The following is a 14,819-nucleotide window of genomic DNA, read 5'->3' on the forward strand; positions in this document are numbered from 1 at the left end:
TCGTTACCTATCGAAAGTCAATCGCTCGCCAAGGTGTCACCTCCCGCCTCGGCAGCCGCTGGCCTCGCTTTCTGCGGGTGGATCGTCTCGTGGCGGGCCAGCATGGCGACGAACTCGGCGATCTTCCGCTCGCGGGTCTGCACCCGCTTGACGGCGTTGAGGCGGTGGATGAGCGCGAACCGGTTGGTCTTGGTGAGGACGTCGAACATGGCCTGCGCGGCGGGGTCGGCGGCGATGGCGGCGAGAAGGTCGGCCGGCACCTCGGCCTCCGACGGCGGGGCGTAGGCAGCCGACCAGCGCCCGTCCGCCTTCGCGGCCTCCACCGCGGCGCGACCCGAGGGCAGCATCAGCCCCGCCGCCTCCAGCCGGGCAACGTGGGAGACGTTGCGTTGCGACCAGGCACTGCGGGCGCGGCGCGGGGTGAACCGGATCCAGGAGCTCTCCTGATCCCGTTTCCGGGCCTGCCCGTCGATCCAGCCGAAGCACAGGGCCTCATCGACCGCCTGCTGCCAGGTCAGCGTCGTGACCGTGCCGCCCTTCTTGGCCAGGGCGAGCCAGACACCGGGCGATGTGGCGTGGTTGGCCGACAACCACGCGCGCAGTGCGGCGTTGTCCGCGACGATCAACTCATCCAGCTCTGGGCTCACCATGCCGGCAGGCTAACCGCCACGGCCGACACCGACGCCCCGGCGGACCACGGCTGATTTATCCGGGGAACCCGATTTCGATGTCGAGACCGCCGGCTGGCCTGGCCTGGGCGTCGAGGGCCGCCCCGTGCGCCTCGGCGATCGCGCGGACGATGGCCAGGCCGAGTCCGTGCCCGTGTCCGTCGGGGTGCCTGGTCCGGTGGTTGCCGACCTGGCGGAACGGCTGGAACAGCGCGTCGAGTTCGCCGGGTGGCACTACCGGGCCGGAGTTGCTGACCCGGATGGCGGCGCCGGCCGCGGTGGTCGTCGTGCTGATCTCGACCCAGCCGCCCGGTGCGTTGTGTCGCACGGCGTTGTCGACCAGGTTGACGACCAGGCGCTCGATCAGGTCGGGGTCGCCGGTCGCCGGTGCCCGTTCGAGAGCCGCGTGCATCCGGATGCCGCGCCTGCCGGCGTCCTGGTGGCGGGCGGCGAGCACCTCGGCGGCGATGTCGGCGACGTCGAGTGGGGTGTGTAGTTGGAGGCCCTGTTCGCCGTGCGCCAGGGTGAGTAGCGCCTCGATGAGGCGTTCTTGTTGGTCGTTGAGCGCGAGGACCTCGTGGCATGCCGACCGTAGCGTCTCGGTGGTGGCGTCCGGGTCGGCGAGCGCCACCTGGAGCACCGTTCGCTCGGCGGTGAGTGGGGTACGCAGTTCGTGCGAGGCGTTGGCGACGAAGTGCCGCTGCGACTCGAAGGCGGCCTGCAACCGTTGGAACAGGTCGTCGAGCGTCTCGGCCAGGTCGGTGAATTCGTTGTGCAGACCGGTCCGGCCGAGCCGGCGGTGCAGGTCGCTGGCGGAGATCTCCCGGGCGGTGGCGGTGATGGTGCGCAGCGGGCGCAGGAACCGGCCGGCGACGAACCAGCCGAGCAGCAGGGAGACCACCACCATGCCGGCTATGGTCCACGCCGAGGTGGTGAAGTGCCGGTCCAGGTGGCCGCCCTGGCCGGGGACGCCGACGGGGTCCGCGACTGGGCCTGCCGGGGTGGCCTGATTGTTGCCCAACAGCGGGATGGCGAGCAGCACGACGCCCGAGATCAGGAAGGGTACGGCGTAGAGCAACGTGAGCTGGACGTGCAGGCTCCGCCGGGGAATCCGGACGCGCATCACGGTTCGCCGATCCGGTAGCCGCCCTCGCGAACGGTGTGGATGATCGCAGGGTCGCCGAGCTTGGTCCGCAGCCGGCGGATGGTGGTCTTCACCGCCGTGGTGAACGGGTCGGCCGCCTCGTCCCAGACCCGTTCGAGCAGATCCTCCGCCGACACGAGCCGGCCGTGCGCGGCGAGCAGGCATTCCAGGACGGCGAACTCCTTCGGGCTCAACTCCAGCCGGCGTCCGTCGCGGGTCGCGACCCGCCGGCCGGGATCGAGCGTGAGCTCCCCGTACTCCAGGATCGGTGGCACCGCCGTGCCAGGCCGCCGGCCGAGCGCCCGCACCCGCGCGACCAACTCGGCGAAGTCGAAGGGCTTGGCCAGGTAGTCGTCGGCGCCGAGGCCCAGGCCGTCGACCCGCTGTCGCACCGACGAGGCTGCGGTCAGCATCAGCACCCGGGTCGCCGAGTGCTCGTCCACGATCTGCCGGCACACCTCGTCGCCCGGCACGCCCGGCAGGTCGCGGTCGAGCACCACCACGTCGTAGCGGGTCATGGCCAGGTGATCGAGGGCCGCCTCGCCGTCGAGGACCACGTCGACCGCCATGCCCTCACGGCGTAACCCGACACCCACCGTACGGGCCAGCACTTCGAAATCCTCGACTACCAGCACGCGCATGATCCCTACCCTGCCAGGGCGCGGGTGTCAGAACGGTGTCACCCGGCGGCACCGTCCTGACACCGGCGTCCGCGTAGAACCGAAACCTGCAAACCGCGTCAGCAGGACGGAAGGGCTACGAATGGACATCGTTCTCGAAACTGACCAGCTCGGGAAGAGGTATGGCAGAGCCTGGGGGCTGCGGGACTGCTCGCTGCGCCTGCCGGCCGGGAGGGTGGCCGCACTGGTCGGCCCCAACGGGGCAGGCAAGAGCACCTTGTTGCACCTGGCGGTCGGTCTGCTGCGGCCGGACGCCGGCACCGTACAGGTCTTCGGCCGGACGCCGTACGACGACATCGCCGTCCTGTCCGAGGTCGGTTTCGTGGCCCAGGACACGCCGCTGTACCGGGACTTCACGGCGGACGAGTTGTTCACCATGGGTGCCAAGCTGAACCGGCGCTTCGACACGGCGCTGGCGCACCGCCGGCTGGCGCAGATCGGTATCCCGCGCGACAAGCCGGTCGGCAAGCTGTCCGGCGGTCAGCGGGCCCAGGTCGCCCTCGCCCTGGCGATGGCCAAGCGCCCACGGCTTCTGCTGCTCGACGAGCCGGTCGCCAGCATCGACCCGCTGGCCCGCCGCGAGTTCCTCCAGGCGCTGATGGGCGTCGTCGCCGAGACGGGCACCACGGTGCTGCTGTCCTCGCACATCCTGGCGGACCTCGAACGCACCTGCGACTACCTCATCGTGCTGCACGCCTCGCAGGTGAAGCTCGTCGGCGACGTCAGTGCCCTGCTCGCCGAGCACCGGCAGCTGGTCGGCCCCCGAGACGGCGGCCCGCTGCCCGCCGGGGTCGGCCATGTCGTGCGGGCCGAGCACACCGATCGGCAGTCCACGCTGCTGGTCCGCACGAACACTGCGCTGCGAGATCCGGCATGGAAGGCGTACGACGTGACTCTGGAAGACCTCATCCTCGCCTACCTCGACGACGGCGACTCCCGGCCGCAGACCGCGTGGGAGGTGCCGGCATGATCTGGCTCGCCTGGCGGCAGCACCGCAAGCAGGCACTGTTCACCGCGATCGGCCTCGCGCTCCTCGCCGTGTTCATGGTCCCCACCGGTCTGGCCATGCGGCACACCTTCGCCGACCTGGGCCTGGACGACTGCGTCCGCGCGCTGGGTACCGCCTCGATGATCCCGGCCGACGCCGATACCTGCGGCAAGGCGTCCATCCAGTTCAACGGCCAGTACGGCGTAATGACCATGATCGGTGTGCTCTTCCTCGTCCTGCCGCTGCTGGTCGGGCTGTTCTGGGGTGCGCCGCTGGTCGCCCGGGAGATCGAGCAGGGCACCCACCGCATGGTCTGGACCCAGGGCGTCAGCCGGCGACACTGGGCACTGGTCAAGTTCGGGGTCGCCGGCACGGTCGCGCTCGTCGCCTCGCTGGTCTACGGACTGGGCGTCTCGTGGTGGCTGGCACCGATGAGCCAGGCCGGTCAGCACGGCCGCTTCAACGTCTTCTTCTTCGACATGCAGGGCACGGCCCCGATCGGCTACACGATCTTCGCAGCCGCGGTCGGCATCTTCGCCGGCACCATCTGGCCCAAGGTGCTGCCGGCGATGTCCGCCACGCTCGTCGGGTTCCTCGGGCTGCGCATCGCCCTGACGACGCTCGCCCGGCCGCAGTACCTGCCCGCCCGTGTCGTGACCTTCCCGCTCAAGGACGCTACCGAGCAGACCAACCCGGCCGCCGGCGACTGGATCCTGTCCTACGGCATCCGTGACGCCTCCGGCAAGATGATCACGGCAAACGCGCAGATCGCCTGCGCGCCCGACGCCACCGGACCGGGAGCCGCCTGCGGCTCCGACCTCGGCATCACGTCGGGCGCCTACAACTGGCAGCTGTACCAGCCCGGAACCCGGTTCTGGCTGTTCCAGGGCATCGAGACCGGCATCTTCGTCGCCGTCGCTGTCCTGCTGCTCTACCTCGCCGTCCGCCGCATCCGCCGCGTCGCGTGACCGCGAAGCCGTCCATGGGAGGCACCATGCGCAAACTCACCTGCCTCGCCGCCGTGGCGCTGGCTGCCGGCGCGGCCCTGCTGGCCGCCACGCCGTCCGAATCATCACCGCCTGCCCCCACCGGCGCCCGTCCCCAGGAGGCCCAGAAGGCCATCCTCGCCGCGTTCGACCGCTACGACGTCGTGGCGGGAGCCAGTCCGAACGACATCTTCCTCGACCTGATCCGCAACCCCGCCTTCCCCGGCAAGGTCGACGTCATCGCCGTCGAGTGCGGCAACTCCCTCTACCAGCCACTTCTGGACCGCTACATCGCGGGCGAGGACGTGCCGCTGGCCACGGTACGCCAGGTGTGGCGCAACACCACCCAGCCGACCTGCGGGTTCTCCGCCTTCTACGAGCGGCTCTTCCCACTCGTACGCGAGGTCAACAAGAGCCTGCCGCGGGCGGAGAAACTGCGCGTCCTGGCCTGTGATCCGCCCATCGACTGGAACACGGTGACCAGTCCCGAAGGGCTCGCACCCTTCGAGGAACGGGACCGCACCATCGCCGCGCTGATGAAGAAAGAGGTGCTCGCCAAAGACCGGAAGGCACTCATGCTCTTCGGGATCAGCCACCTGCTGCACGGCGGCGGCAGCGCGGTCGCGATGTACGAGCAGGAGTTCCCCGGCGTCACGTACACCATCGCCACGCACTTCGGCTTCCAGAAGGACAACGAGAAGCTGGAGCAGCGGCTGGCCGGATGGCCGGTGCCTTCGGTCGTTCCGTTCGCGGGAACCTGGCTGGGCCAACTCGACGCGTCATACTTCGAGTCCCGGCCCGGGCAGCCGCCCGCGGCCAAGGGCTACCCCGGCGCCGACGCCTACCTCTACACCGGCCCCCGGGCCCTCATCCTGCGGCAACAGATCGCCGCCTCCACGGTCCTGGACACGGCCTACCTCGCGGAACTCCGGCGACGAGCCGCCGCCACAGAGGATCCCCCCGGCGGCCTCATGCGCCCAGAAACGTTCTTCCAGCGCGAACTCGAGTCGGGCGCATTGGAATTCGGGTCGTAACACATCGGGGGCGAGGAGCTGGCACTCCTCGCCCCAGGCGACGTTGACCGGCGGCGCCACCAAGACCGCTCAGCCGCAGTCGAAGCGGTAGTCCAACGGCCGGCCGCGAGGGCGCGAGCGCGTTACCGAGGGTCGCGCCGGTAGAGGACCGAACGGCCGCCGCGCGCCCGGTCGAGCCGACCGGCCTCGCGGAGTACCGCCGGGTGGTTGCCGCCGCACCGATCACCATCCCGAGCGCGTGGGCCTGGAGGCATCCCGGGCCACGGCTTGTACGACCGCGTGCCGCACGTGCGGCACCCGCTGTAACACCTGCTCCGACGGCATGAACCGGTCACCACGGCGACATTTCGCCTCGGGTGATCTAGTCATTACTCGGGTGATCTAGTCGTTGGAGGATCGGTCACGTCCGCCGGTGGTAGTGATTGCGACGCGGGATCTGGTCGGGGTCGAGCCAGGCCGGCGGGACGAACTCCGGTTTGCCGTCGCCCCCCAGCCGAACCGCCCACTCGCCCAGGTGCAGGTGCCGATGGTGATGGCCGCAGAGCAGCACGGCGTTGTCGAGACTGGTCGGACCGCCGTCGGCCCAGTGTCGAATGTGGTGGGCGGCGCACCAGCGGGGCGGCCGGTCGCAGCCGGGAAAGGCGCAGCCTCCGTCGCGCAGCACGAGCGCCCGCCGCAGCGGGCCGTTGACGAGGCGGCGTTGCCGACCGACGTCGAGGACCTGACCGGCACCGCCCAGCACGGCCGGCAGGATGGCGGCGTCGCAGGCGAGCCGGCGCACCGTCTCCGGGGTGAGCCGCAGGCCGACGTCGAGCGCGCCGACGCGCAACCGCCGCGTCAGCTCGTCTAAGCCAGTGGTGACGACGAGCTGGGCCGGGTCGCCGCCCTGCTCCGGCAGCTCACCGGTGCGCAGGGCCAGCCGGCACACGTCGGCGAGGGCGTCGTGCCGACGCTGGCCGGCGGTGCGCGTGTCGTCGGGCCCGCTGGGTGCGCTGAGCGGGTCGATGGCGGCGCGCACGAGCGCGGCGGTCTCCGCGTCGAGGATGCCGCTGAGCCGTAGCTGCCCGCCGGTCTGCTCGGCGACGGTGAGGTGCCGGTCGCGGGCGGCGCGAGCGGCCTCGGCCTCCAGGGCCGCCGCGGCTGCGGCGTCGGCGATCTCGGGGGCCACGTGGTCGAGGATTCGGCTGCCGAGCCTGCGCAACAGCATGGGGTCGAACTGCCCGGCCCAGTCGACAAGCACGCCCACGGCCTGGTCGGCAACCTCCGGCCCGGCGGCCGTCTGCACGGTGCTGACGGTGTCGGCGATGACCCGGGCCTGCTCCACGGTGACCGTCCCACTCGCCAGAGCGCCTCGCACGGCGGACGGGGCCACGTCGAGTGACGCGGCGAGGCCGACCAGCCGACGGGCAGCGGCGACGTCGAGGCGTAGACGGTGACGCAGCCAGACGGTCGTCGAGCACGCGCCCTGCGCGACGGCGGTGCCCCGACCATCCACCTCCCGGACGAGCGCCAACCGCACCGCCGACAGCCGCTGCAGGAGCCGGTGCGTGACGTCGAGGGCCGCGATCAGGTCATGCTCGGAGAGCGCCCACACCGACGCGTCGGCGCAGGTCGCCACCGCGCTCTCCGCCCGTGCCAACTCACTGATCACCAGCAGAACTTAGAACACGTGTACGACAACTTCTCCGCGCGCTGATGTTCGTCTGGCATCGGATCATCTGAACCCATACGATTACCCGATGACATCGCTCCCCGCTCCCGCCCCGTGGACGGACGCCCTTCCCGAGGCGACACCACCGGCCGGCGTGGCGATCTACCAACTCCCCACCGGCACCTACGAGACCCGAGCGGCATTTGCCGTTCGCGGAGGCTCGTTCCGGGACAAGCGGCAGTTCGCGGCCACCGCCATCCTCGTGGCGCACCCGAACGGTGACTTCCTCATCGACGCCGGCTTCGGCGCCGACGTCGCCGCGCATGTCGCCATGCAGCCGCGGTTCGCCCGTGCCCCGTTCCAGGCCACCCGGACGGTGAGCCAGCAGCTCGACGCCAGCGGTTACGACCGCACCAGGCTCAGCGGGGTCTTCCTGACGCACTCGCACTGGGACCACGCGAGCGGGCTGGACTCGCTCGACCTCCCGGTCTGGATGAACAGGGGTGAGCGTGAGTACGCCCGCAGCGACCGTGACGGCACGGTCTTCCGCGCCGTCTCCCGCGACCACGAGATCCACGAATACGCCTTCGACGGTCCCGCGTACCTCGGCTTCTCCGCGAGCTTCGACGTGCACGGCGACGGGTCCCTGGTGCTGGCGCTGGCCGGCGGCCACACGACGGGGTCCGTGGTCGCGTTCGTGACCCTCCCGTCGGGACAGCGCTACGCGTTCATCGGTGACCTGACCTGGCAGCTCGACGGCATCCACCGCAGAGTCGAACGCCCCTGGCTGCTGCGTACCCTCGCCGACAGCGACCCCGCGCAGGTGCGACAGGGCATCCTGCGGTCGGCCGCACTGACCGAGCTGATGCAGGTGGTCCCCGCGCACGACCGCCGCGCCTACGAGGGCATTCCACTCCTCCCAGGGGCGGCGCGATGACCGAGGGTCCGGCACCGGCGCTCGACTCCGAGATCACCTGGCTGCTGCACCGCGCCGCCCAACGCATGCACGTGGTGACGGGCGAACAGGCCGAGAGGCACGGCCTCCACCTGCGGGACTACATCGTGTTGAGTGCGCTGGACAAGACACCCGGGCTGACCCAGGTCGAGTTGGCCAGAGCGCTCGGCCTCGACAAGACCACGCTCATGACTCAACTGGATCGTCTCGAGCGGGCCACTCTCGTCGTCCGCCACTCCGATCCGCAGGACCGCCGCAGGCGCATCCCGGCGATCACGCCCGCCGGCGAGGACGTACGGGCAGCGGTCGCCCGCGCCAGCGAGGAGGCGGAGAGGACCGGGATGGCCGGCTTCAGCACGGTCGAGATCGCCCTGTTCCGCCGCATGCTGTTCGCGATCATCGGTACCAGCACCGACCCGGGCTCCTGCCTCTGACGCCGCGGCTCAGCCGTCGGCGGCACCGTGCACGTGGCTCGCGACATCGACGGCCGCGTACCGCGAATGTCGGTTCGACAACTGTCACGAGGGGCACCGGACCGGACATGGACTAGACGTGAGTTCCGAGACTGAGCACGAGGAACGCTTCCGACGCGTCTACGCGGACAATTTCGAGCCACTGCTGGCGTACGCGATGCGGCGCGTCGAGCAGCCCGAGGACGCCGCCGACATCGTCGCCGAGACCTTCCTCGTCGCCTGGCGGCGTTGCCGCGAGATGCCGCCGGAGGCCGAGGCCCGGTTGTGGCTGCACGGCGTGGCCCGTCGGATACTGGCCAACCACCACCGTGGCGGGACCCGCCGGGGGCGGCTCGGTGACCGGTTGCGGCAACGGTTCCGGGCGGCCCTTGCCGTCGACCCGGGCAGTGCGGTGCCCGACCGGCTCACCGTCCGGGCCGCGCTGGCCCGACTCAACGAGGTGGACCGGGAGGTGCTGACGCTGACCTTCTGGGAGGGGCTGGAGCCACGCGAGATCGCCGTGGTCCTCCAGGTGAGCCCCGCCGTGGTCCGTACGCGGCTGTCCCGTGCCCGCGCCCGGTTACGAGACATCGTCGGTGACGACGTCGACCCACCCGGACATGTACTCGACGTCATGGCCGTACGCGCCCCCGAGGAGGGCAGATGACCGACGAACAGCTCGACCGGAGGGTCCGCGACGCCGACCCGTACCGACCCGAGGTCGTCGCGCGCCTCGACGGGATCGCGCAGGACCTCCTGGAGGAGATCATGTCCACGCCCGTTCTCGAATCCGTCACCGAGCCGCCGGCGCGGCGCCCCCGACCGCGCCGCCGCCTGCTGGGCGGCTTCGCCACCGCGGGAGTCGCGGCGGCCGTACTCGCCGTCGCCTTCGGCACCGCGATCGTGCAGACCGACCGGCCGGGCGGCCAGGACAGGGCACCGGAACCACGTTCCAGCTCCGTGGCCCCGGGAACGACCGCCTACTCGGCGATGGTGCTCAAGGCGGCCGAGGAGAACCCGCGACTGTTGATCGACGAGCCCGGCTGGAAGGCAACCAGCATGGACGGGTTCGCCAAGCGGGATGGCAGCATCGTCTACAGCAACGGTGCGCGAAGCATCAGGATGAGCTGGTACGAGGCCAGCGAGTACGACGGGCGCTACCAGGACCGGCTCGATGTCAGCAAGCCGGAGTCGGTGCAGGTCGACCGCTGGCCCGGTCACCTGTTCCGCTACAACGAGCGCGAGTTCGAGGTCATCCTCCAGCCGCGCGACGGGTCCATGGTCGAGGTGCGCACCGCGACCGCCTACACGCGCGCCGATTTCGACCGGGTGCTCGCCAGCGTGATCCGCGTCGACGCCCAAACGTGGCTGGCCGCGCTCCCGGCGGAGATCGTCACACCGCAGCGGGTGAACGAGCGGACGGCCGCGGTGCTCGCCGACGTGCCGCTCCCGCCGGGCTTCGACCCCGCGACGCTCAACATCGAAGGCGTCAACGACCCCTACCACTTCGGCATCCAGGTGCTCGGCCCGGTCGGCTGCGCGTGGATCACCGAATGGACGCGCGCGAAGAAGAGTGGCGACGACGCCGCTCTCCGCCGGGCGGCCGACGCGCTGCGCGGCAGCCACAACTGGAAGGCGCTCCAGCAGATCGACAAAGGCGGCGCCTGGGCGGAGGGCTTCTGGGAGATCGCCGACACGGTGGCCGCCGGCAAGCCGGTCCATCCCAAGATGTTCAACCCCTGCAACCCAGAGGGGTAGCAGACCGTCGAGCTGCCCGGGGACGACGTGTCGGCCCCGGGCACGCTCAGTTGATCTCATCCTCCAAAGCCCGCCCCGTCACCAACCCAGCAGACCTGCCACCCGGAGATCGGGCTGGATGGAACGGATGGTGCGGCGCGCTGCACTCATGCTTGCCGCCTTCGGAGCGTGACGGCGATGCATGCGGGGAGTAGCCTCTCGGTCGGCGGCCCACCGGGGTAGAGGCCGGCGGTGCCGCCATCGGGTCCGCTACCCCAAGGCAGGCACGCCGTGACTGAACCGTCGTTCGCCGAACGAATGCGACAGCTCCGCGACGCTCAGCACATCTCCCTGCGCAACCTCGCGAAGATCACCTTTCACGGTAAAACGTATCTGCATGAGCTGGAGACCGGGATGAAAACGCCCACCACCCAGGTTGCCCAGCGCATCGACGATGCACTGAACGCCGCCGGCGAACTTGTCGCCCTCGCTGCTCAGCCCACCATTCCGCGCCGCGAATTCGTGGCCGCCGCCGGACTCGCCGCCGCCCTACCCCACACTCTGGTCAGCCACGGTCGCCACGTCGGACCCGGCACCGCCGGGCGGCTCGCCGAACGCACCGCCCGGCTCCGCCGTCTCGACAACTTCCTCGGCGGCGCCGACACCCAGCAGCTGTACTCGGCCGAAGCTGACTCCACCACCCGGCTCATAAAGGACGGTTCCTACAGCGAGGCCGTCGGTCGGCAACTCCTGGCCGTCCTCGCCGAACAAACCCAACTCGCAGGATGGGCGGCATTCGACGCTGGACGGCATACCGACGCAGACCGGCTCTACCGCACCAGCCTCTCCGCCGCACGCGACGCCAACGACCGCGCCCTCGTCGCCAACGCGTACGCGTTCCTCGCCTACCAACAGATAGCCCTGGGCCGGCCCGCTGCCGACACCGCCACAGCCGCATGCGACGCCGCCGCTGCCGCCACGCCCATCGTTCGCGCGCTGCTGCATCTGAGGGCCGCCTGGGCGCACGCCGTCGCGGGCGACGCCGATGCGGCGGACCAGCAGCTCGCGCAGGGCAGCGCCTGTCTCACCGAACACGACGACCGACCCGAACCCGACTGGGTGTACTGGGTCGACGACGTTGAGGGCGAGATCATGACTGGGCGCTGTTGGACGGTGCTCCATCGGCCGATGCGAGCCATCCCGGTGCTAGAGCGCGCCCTCGCTCGCTTCGATGACACCCACTCCCGCGACAAGGCCCTCTACCTGTCGTGGCTGGCCGACGCCTACCTCGACGCCAACGAGGTTGAGCATGCCTGCGCCACTGCCGCCGCAGCGGTGCGGCTCGCGGGTGGGGTGGGGTCGGTGCGGCCCGCGCAGCGTCTCAACTCGTTCCTCAACCGGATGGGGCCACACGGCGGGATGCCATGTGTCGTTGAGCTTCGGACATTGGCCGCCGAGGCGGCTACCCGCCCTCGACCGTCCGTTTGATCCACGCCAGGTAGGCGGCCGGGGCGTGAACCACCGCCGTGGCGGTGACCTGCGGGTTGTCCCACGGATGCGCGTCGATGAGGTGCGCCTCCAACTGCGGGTACCTGTCGGTCGTGGTGTACAGCAGCACCTGCCATTCCTCGCTCGCGCCCTGCTCGCCGAGGTGCCAGTACACCGACAGCACTGGTCCGGCTACCTGCGCGCCTGCCGCCAGCCGCGCCGCTGTTGCTCCTTCGGCCAGCTCCACTGCCGCTTCCCGGGTGGGGGCGGCTGTTGACACCTGCACGTAGTCGCTCACCTACACAGGCTAGCCGGGCGGATGTCCGCGGACAGGCGCGGACAGGCGGCGGACAGCCACAGCCGTCTGGGCATCCCGGGCAGCCCGTAGCGTCCCATTAACGGGACGGCGGTGGTGAACATCCAAACCCGATCCGATGTGTGCGATCACTGCTGCCGTCCCTCCTAGGGCGGGGGGCGTCCGCGCCGGAGATGACCGGGCGCTCCTCAGCCACACCGACGGAGGCACCGATGATGGCTGAACGCCTGACGACCGTCCGCCAAGCCTGGGAAGCCGAGCTGACCCGAGGGCGGCAGGCGTGCGTCGACCTCGATCGGCGGCTTGCCGGGCAGCACACACCGCGCCGGCCGCAGTGGGACTGCGATACGTGCGGGCGGGTGTGGCCGTGTGATCCCGCCCGAGTTCGCCTGGCTGAGGCGTACGGCCGGGATCGCGTCGGCCTCGCCATGTACTGCGGGGCGCTCTATCCGGTGGCCTCCGCCGAGCTATTCGCCGCCGCCCCGGGTGAATTGTGGGAGAGGTTCGTTGGATGGACCCGGTGACCGATGTCCAGCGAGAGGACACCACCGCGCCTCGCTCAGGAGCTTTCGTCGGGCGTGCGCTTGGCGCGGCTGGGCTGCACCCGCTTGGGTTCGCCGGGCATCTTCGGGTGGTCCGGCGGGTACGGCAGGTCGCCCTGGCCGGCGGCGGCGTCGCGGTCGGCCCACTCCAACAGCGGCGTGATGTCCCACGGGGCGTCGTCGATGTCGGCGTGCGGGTCGCCCCGCTCGGCGAGCCGGGCCGGCACGGTACGCAGGTCGAAGTCGTCCGGGTCGACGTCGGGTAGCTCGTCCCAGCTGACCGGGGTCGAGACGGTGGCCCGCGCGTTGGCGCGCAGCGAGTACGCGCAGGCGATCGTCCGGTCCCGGGCCGTCTGGTTGAAGTCGACGAAGACCCGGCTGCCGCGCTCCTCCTTCCACCAGGAGGTGGTGACCAGGTCGGGGTGGCGGCGTTCCACCTCCCGGGCGAGCGCGATGGTGGCCCGGCGCACCTCGGTGAACGTCCACCGGGGCTGGATGCGCAGGTAGACGTGCACACCCCGACCACCGGAGGTCTTCGGCCAGCCGGCCACGCCCAGCTCGTCGAGGACCGCGCGGACCCCTGCGGCGGCCCGCGCCGCGTCGGCGAAGTCGGTGCCGGGCTGCGGATCGAGGTCGATGCGCAGCTCGTCGGGTCGGTCGACGTCGGCGGCGCGCACCGGCCAAGGGTGGAAGACGATGGTGCCCATCTGTGCCGCCCAGGCCACGTGCGCCAGGTCGGCCGGGCACAGCTCCGCCGCAGTGCGACCGCTGGGGAAGGTGATCTGGGCGGTGGTCAGCCAGGGCGGCACCCCTCGGGTGGGCACGCGTTTCTGGAAGAACGCCTCACCCTCGATGCCCTCGGGGAAGCGTTGCAGCGTGGTGGGCCGCTCCCGCAGAGCACGCATGATGCCGTCGCCCACCGCGAGGTAGTAGTGGAAGACGTCCGCCTTGGTGAAGCCCCGCTGGGGGAAGATCACCCGGTCCGGACTGCTCAGTCGTACGGTGTGCCCGGCCACCTCGACCTCGGTGACCGCTGCCTTGGTGCCCGCCATCTCGCGACCTTATGCCACACCCCCGACGTTCGACGTACCGTTGAGGGGTGAGTCTTGACGACAACGAGCTGCCCCGCACCGACGACGAGTGGCGGGTCCGGTTGACCCCCGAGGAGTTCCACGTCCTGCGGGAGGCCGGCACCGAACGCCCGTGGGTCGGCGAGTACGTGGACACGAAGACCCAGGGGGTCTACCACTGCCGCGCCTGCGGGCTGGAACTCTTCTCCAGTGACACGAAGTTCGATTCGCACTGCGGGTGGCCGAGTTTCGACGACGCCATCCCGGGCCGGGTGAAGGAGATCGAGGACCGCAGTCTCGGCATGGCGCGCACCGAGATCCGCTGCGCCCGCTGCGACAGTCACCTCGGGCACGTCTTCCACGGCGAGGGCTTCACCCCGAAGGACACCCGGCACTGCGTCAACTCGATCTCGGTCCGGTTGGAACCCCGCTGACCTGAGCTGTCCGGGCGCGGTCGACGGGCGCTCACGGCGTACCCCGGAGCAGCTCGACCTCGGCGGTCCGGGACTGCTCGATCCGCCGGGCCAGGTCGCGGACCTGCTCGTTTCGGCCGACGCCGACCTGGGCTCGGGCCAGGTCGGCCGCCGCACGCTGGTGGTCGGCGAGCACCTCGCGCAGCGCGCGGTCGACGTCCGGGTCGGGCGCGGTCCGCAGCCGGTCGAGCGCGGCGTCGTCGCCGTGCCCGTCGTGCTGGTGCGCGCCCGCGCCGGCACCCGGCCCGGCCGTGGGTAACCAGCCGCGCATCGCGGACAGTTCGTCGGCCTCGGTCGCCTCGATGGCGGCGGCCAGGGTGCGCAGCGCGTCGTCGCGCACCCGGTCGCGGGCCAGCGCGACGATCTGCAGGGTGCGTTCGCTGTGCCCGACCATCGTGGTCAGGAAGACCACGTCGATCCCGCTCATCGTGTCCCCGTCGAGCGCGGACCCCGCGCCCCCGGACCCGGCCGACGCCGTCGCGGCGGGGGCCGGTTGCGGCCCGACCGGCGGGCTCGACGTGGGCGACCCACCGCAGGCGCCGGTGAGCAGCACCGCGGCGACAAGGGACACCAGACGGGTACGACTGCGCATGCCGGATGCTCCGTTCACGCGGGGACGGCGACACGGGTGCGGC

The 14,819-nt window shown here is 70.9% G+C and carries 16 protein-coding genes; 9 read left to right on the forward strand and 7 right to left on the reverse strand.

What is annotated here, in order from left to right:
• Nucleotides 1–17 precede the first annotated feature (17 nt).
• The 3 genes from AB0C25_RS33130 to AB0C25_RS33140 are packed head-to-tail and all read right to left on the reverse strand — an operon-like array spanning nt 18 to nt 2,453.
• Nucleotides 18–650, reverse strand: a complete 633-nt coding sequence (locus AB0C25_RS33130) for a YdeI/OmpD-associated family protein (RefSeq protein ID WP_357378585.1) — start codon at nt 648–650, stop codon at nt 18–20.
• A 55-nt stretch (nt 651–705) separates the two neighbouring features.
• On the reverse strand, nt 706–1,791 hold the full coding sequence (locus AB0C25_RS33135) for a HAMP domain-containing sensor histidine kinase (RefSeq protein ID WP_357378587.1): 1,086 nt from the start codon (nt 1,789–1,791) through the stop codon (nt 706–708).
• Nucleotides 1,791–2,453, reverse strand: coding sequence for a response regulator transcription factor (locus AB0C25_RS33140; RefSeq protein WP_357378589.1), 663 nt, complete (start codon nt 2,451–2,453; stop codon nt 1,791–1,793). The genes AB0C25_RS33135 and AB0C25_RS33140 overlap by 1 nt, the downstream gene beginning before the upstream one ends.
• 121 nt (nt 2,454–2,574) lie before the next feature.
• Between AB0C25_RS33140 and AB0C25_RS33145 the strand changes: the two genes are divergently transcribed.
• The 3 genes from AB0C25_RS33145 to AB0C25_RS33155 are packed head-to-tail and all read left to right on the forward strand — an operon-like array spanning nt 2,575 to nt 5,500.
• Nucleotides 2,575–3,462 carry an ABC transporter ATP-binding protein gene (locus AB0C25_RS33145; RefSeq protein ID WP_357378591.1) on the forward strand — a complete coding sequence of 296 codons (888 nt, stop codon included), beginning with the start codon at nt 2,575–2,577 and terminating at the stop codon, nt 3,460–3,462.
• Nucleotides 3,459–4,448 carry a transporter gene (locus AB0C25_RS33150; RefSeq protein ID WP_357378593.1) on the forward strand — a complete coding sequence of 330 codons (990 nt, stop codon included), beginning with the start codon at nt 3,459–3,461 and terminating at the stop codon, nt 4,446–4,448. The genes AB0C25_RS33145 and AB0C25_RS33150 overlap by 4 nt, the downstream gene beginning before the upstream one ends.
• A gap of 26 nt (nt 4,449–4,474) precedes the next feature.
• Entirely contained in the window at nt 4,475–5,500 is a 1,026-nt protein-coding gene (locus AB0C25_RS33155) for a hypothetical protein (RefSeq protein WP_357378595.1), read from the forward strand.
• A 400-nt stretch (nt 5,501–5,900) separates the two neighbouring features.
• Here AB0C25_RS33155 and AB0C25_RS33160 read toward each other — a convergent pair whose 3' ends face one another.
• Nucleotides 5,901–7,151 carry a DUF222 domain-containing protein gene (locus AB0C25_RS33160; RefSeq protein WP_357378597.1) on the reverse strand — a complete coding sequence of 417 codons (1,251 nt, stop codon included), beginning with the start codon at nt 7,149–7,151 and terminating at the stop codon, nt 5,901–5,903.
• 88 nt (nt 7,152–7,239) lie between these two features.
• On the opposite strand from AB0C25_RS33160, the gene AB0C25_RS33165 reads away from it, so the two are divergent.
• The 5 genes from AB0C25_RS33165 to AB0C25_RS33185 all read left to right on the forward strand — a co-directional run bounded on the left by AB0C25_RS33165 (nt 7,240) and on the right by AB0C25_RS33185 (nt 11,783).
• On the forward strand, nt 7,240–8,088 hold the full coding sequence (locus AB0C25_RS33165; RefSeq protein WP_357378599.1) for an MBL fold metallo-hydrolase: 849 nt from the start codon (nt 7,240–7,242) through the stop codon (nt 8,086–8,088).
• On the forward strand, nt 8,085–8,540 hold the full coding sequence (locus AB0C25_RS33170) for a MarR family winged helix-turn-helix transcriptional regulator (RefSeq protein WP_357378601.1): 456 nt from the start codon (nt 8,085–8,087) through the stop codon (nt 8,538–8,540). Before AB0C25_RS33165 ends, AB0C25_RS33170 begins: the two co-directional genes overlap by 4 nt.
• Nucleotides 8,541–8,658: 118 nt before the next feature.
• The gene (locus AB0C25_RS33175) at nt 8,659–9,225 is read left to right on the forward strand and encodes a sigma-70 family RNA polymerase sigma factor (protein ID WP_357378603.1); all 567 of its coding nucleotides are present in this window, start codon (nt 8,659–8,661) and stop codon (nt 9,223–9,225) included.
• The gene (locus AB0C25_RS33180; RefSeq protein ID WP_357378605.1) at nt 9,222–10,316 is read left to right on the forward strand and encodes a hypothetical protein; all 1,095 of its coding nucleotides are present in this window, start codon (nt 9,222–9,224) and stop codon (nt 10,314–10,316) included. The genes AB0C25_RS33175 and AB0C25_RS33180 overlap by 4 nt, the downstream gene beginning before the upstream one ends.
• Nucleotides 10,317–10,613: 297 nt before the next feature.
• Nucleotides 10,614–11,783 carry a helix-turn-helix transcriptional regulator gene (locus tag AB0C25_RS33185; protein ID WP_357378704.1) on the forward strand — a complete coding sequence of 390 codons (1,170 nt, stop codon included), beginning with the start codon at nt 10,614–10,616 and terminating at the stop codon, nt 11,781–11,783.
• Here AB0C25_RS33185 and cutA read toward each other — a convergent pair.
• Complete coding sequence (gene cutA, locus AB0C25_RS33190) at nt 11,758–12,081, reverse strand: divalent cation tolerance protein CutA (RefSeq protein ID WP_357378608.1); 324 nt, start codon at nt 12,079–12,081, stop codon at nt 11,758–11,760. The genes AB0C25_RS33185 and cutA overlap by 26 nt on opposite strands.
• Nucleotides 12,082–12,658: 577 nt before the next feature.
• Nucleotides 12,659–13,693 carry a non-homologous end-joining DNA ligase gene (gene ligD / locus AB0C25_RS33195; protein WP_357378610.1) on the reverse strand — a complete coding sequence of 345 codons (1,035 nt, stop codon included), beginning with the start codon at nt 13,691–13,693 and terminating at the stop codon, nt 12,659–12,661.
• 47 nt (nt 13,694–13,740) lie between these two features.
• Here ligD and msrB point away from each other — a divergent pair, with 47 nt between their 5' ends.
• Nucleotides 13,741–14,145 (forward strand): peptide-methionine (R)-S-oxide reductase MsrB, encoded by a 405-nt coding sequence (gene msrB / locus AB0C25_RS33200; protein WP_357247712.1) that lies wholly within the window; start codon nt 13,741–13,743, stop codon nt 14,143–14,145.
• Nucleotides 14,146–14,176: 31 nt separating this feature from the next.
• Here the strand turns inward: msrB and AB0C25_RS33205 are convergent, their stop codons facing one another.
• Nucleotides 14,177–14,776 (reverse strand): DUF305 domain-containing protein, encoded by a 600-nt coding sequence (locus AB0C25_RS33205; protein ID WP_357378612.1) that lies wholly within the window; start codon nt 14,774–14,776, stop codon nt 14,177–14,179.
• Between the last annotated feature and the right edge of the window lie 43 nt (nt 14,777–14,819).

The organism is Micromonospora sp. NPDC048839 (assembly GCF_040649915.1).
In the GTDB taxonomy this organism is placed as follows: domain Bacteria; phylum Actinomycetota; class Actinomycetes; order Mycobacteriales; family Micromonosporaceae; genus Micromonospora.

Excerpts from the sequence above, each read along its gene's own strand:
- AB0C25_RS33205 (WP_357378612.1), bottom strand. The coding sequence starts at position 14,776 with ATGCGCAGTCGTACCCGTCTGGTGTCCCTTGTCGCCGCGGTGCTGCTC.
- AB0C25_RS33155 (WP_357378595.1), top strand. The coding sequence starts at position 4,475 with ATGCGCAAACTCACCTGCCTCGCCGCCGTGGCGCTGGCTGCCGGCGCG.
- ligD (WP_357378610.1), bottom strand. The coding sequence starts at position 13,693 with ATGGCGGGCACCAAGGCAGCGGTCACCGAGGTCGAGGTGGCCGGGCAC.
- AB0C25_RS33140 (WP_357378589.1), bottom strand. The coding sequence starts at position 2,453 with ATGCGCGTGCTGGTAGTCGAGGATTTCGAAGTGCTGGCCCGTACGGTG.
- AB0C25_RS33130 (WP_357378585.1), bottom strand. The coding sequence starts at position 650 with ATGGTGAGCCCAGAGCTGGATGAGTTGATCGTCGCGGACAACGCCGCA.
- AB0C25_RS33150 (WP_357378593.1), top strand. The coding sequence starts at position 3,459 with ATGATCTGGCTCGCCTGGCGGCAGCACCGCAAGCAGGCACTGTTCACC.
- AB0C25_RS33170 (WP_357378601.1), top strand. The coding sequence starts at position 8,085 with ATGACCGAGGGTCCGGCACCGGCGCTCGACTCCGAGATCACCTGGCTG.
- AB0C25_RS33165 (WP_357378599.1), top strand. The coding sequence starts at position 7,240 with ATGACATCGCTCCCCGCTCCCGCCCCGTGGACGGACGCCCTTCCCGAG.
- AB0C25_RS33145 (WP_357378591.1), top strand. The coding sequence starts at position 2,575 with ATGGACATCGTTCTCGAAACTGACCAGCTCGGGAAGAGGTATGGCAGA.
- AB0C25_RS33180 (WP_357378605.1), top strand. The coding sequence starts at position 9,222 with ATGACCGACGAACAGCTCGACCGGAGGGTCCGCGACGCCGACCCGTAC.
- AB0C25_RS33185 (WP_357378704.1), top strand. The coding sequence starts at position 10,614 with ATGCGACAGCTCCGCGACGCTCAGCACATCTCCCTGCGCAACCTCGCG.
- AB0C25_RS33135 (WP_357378587.1), bottom strand. The coding sequence starts at position 1,791 with ATGCGCGTCCGGATTCCCCGGCGGAGCCTGCACGTCCAGCTCACGTTG.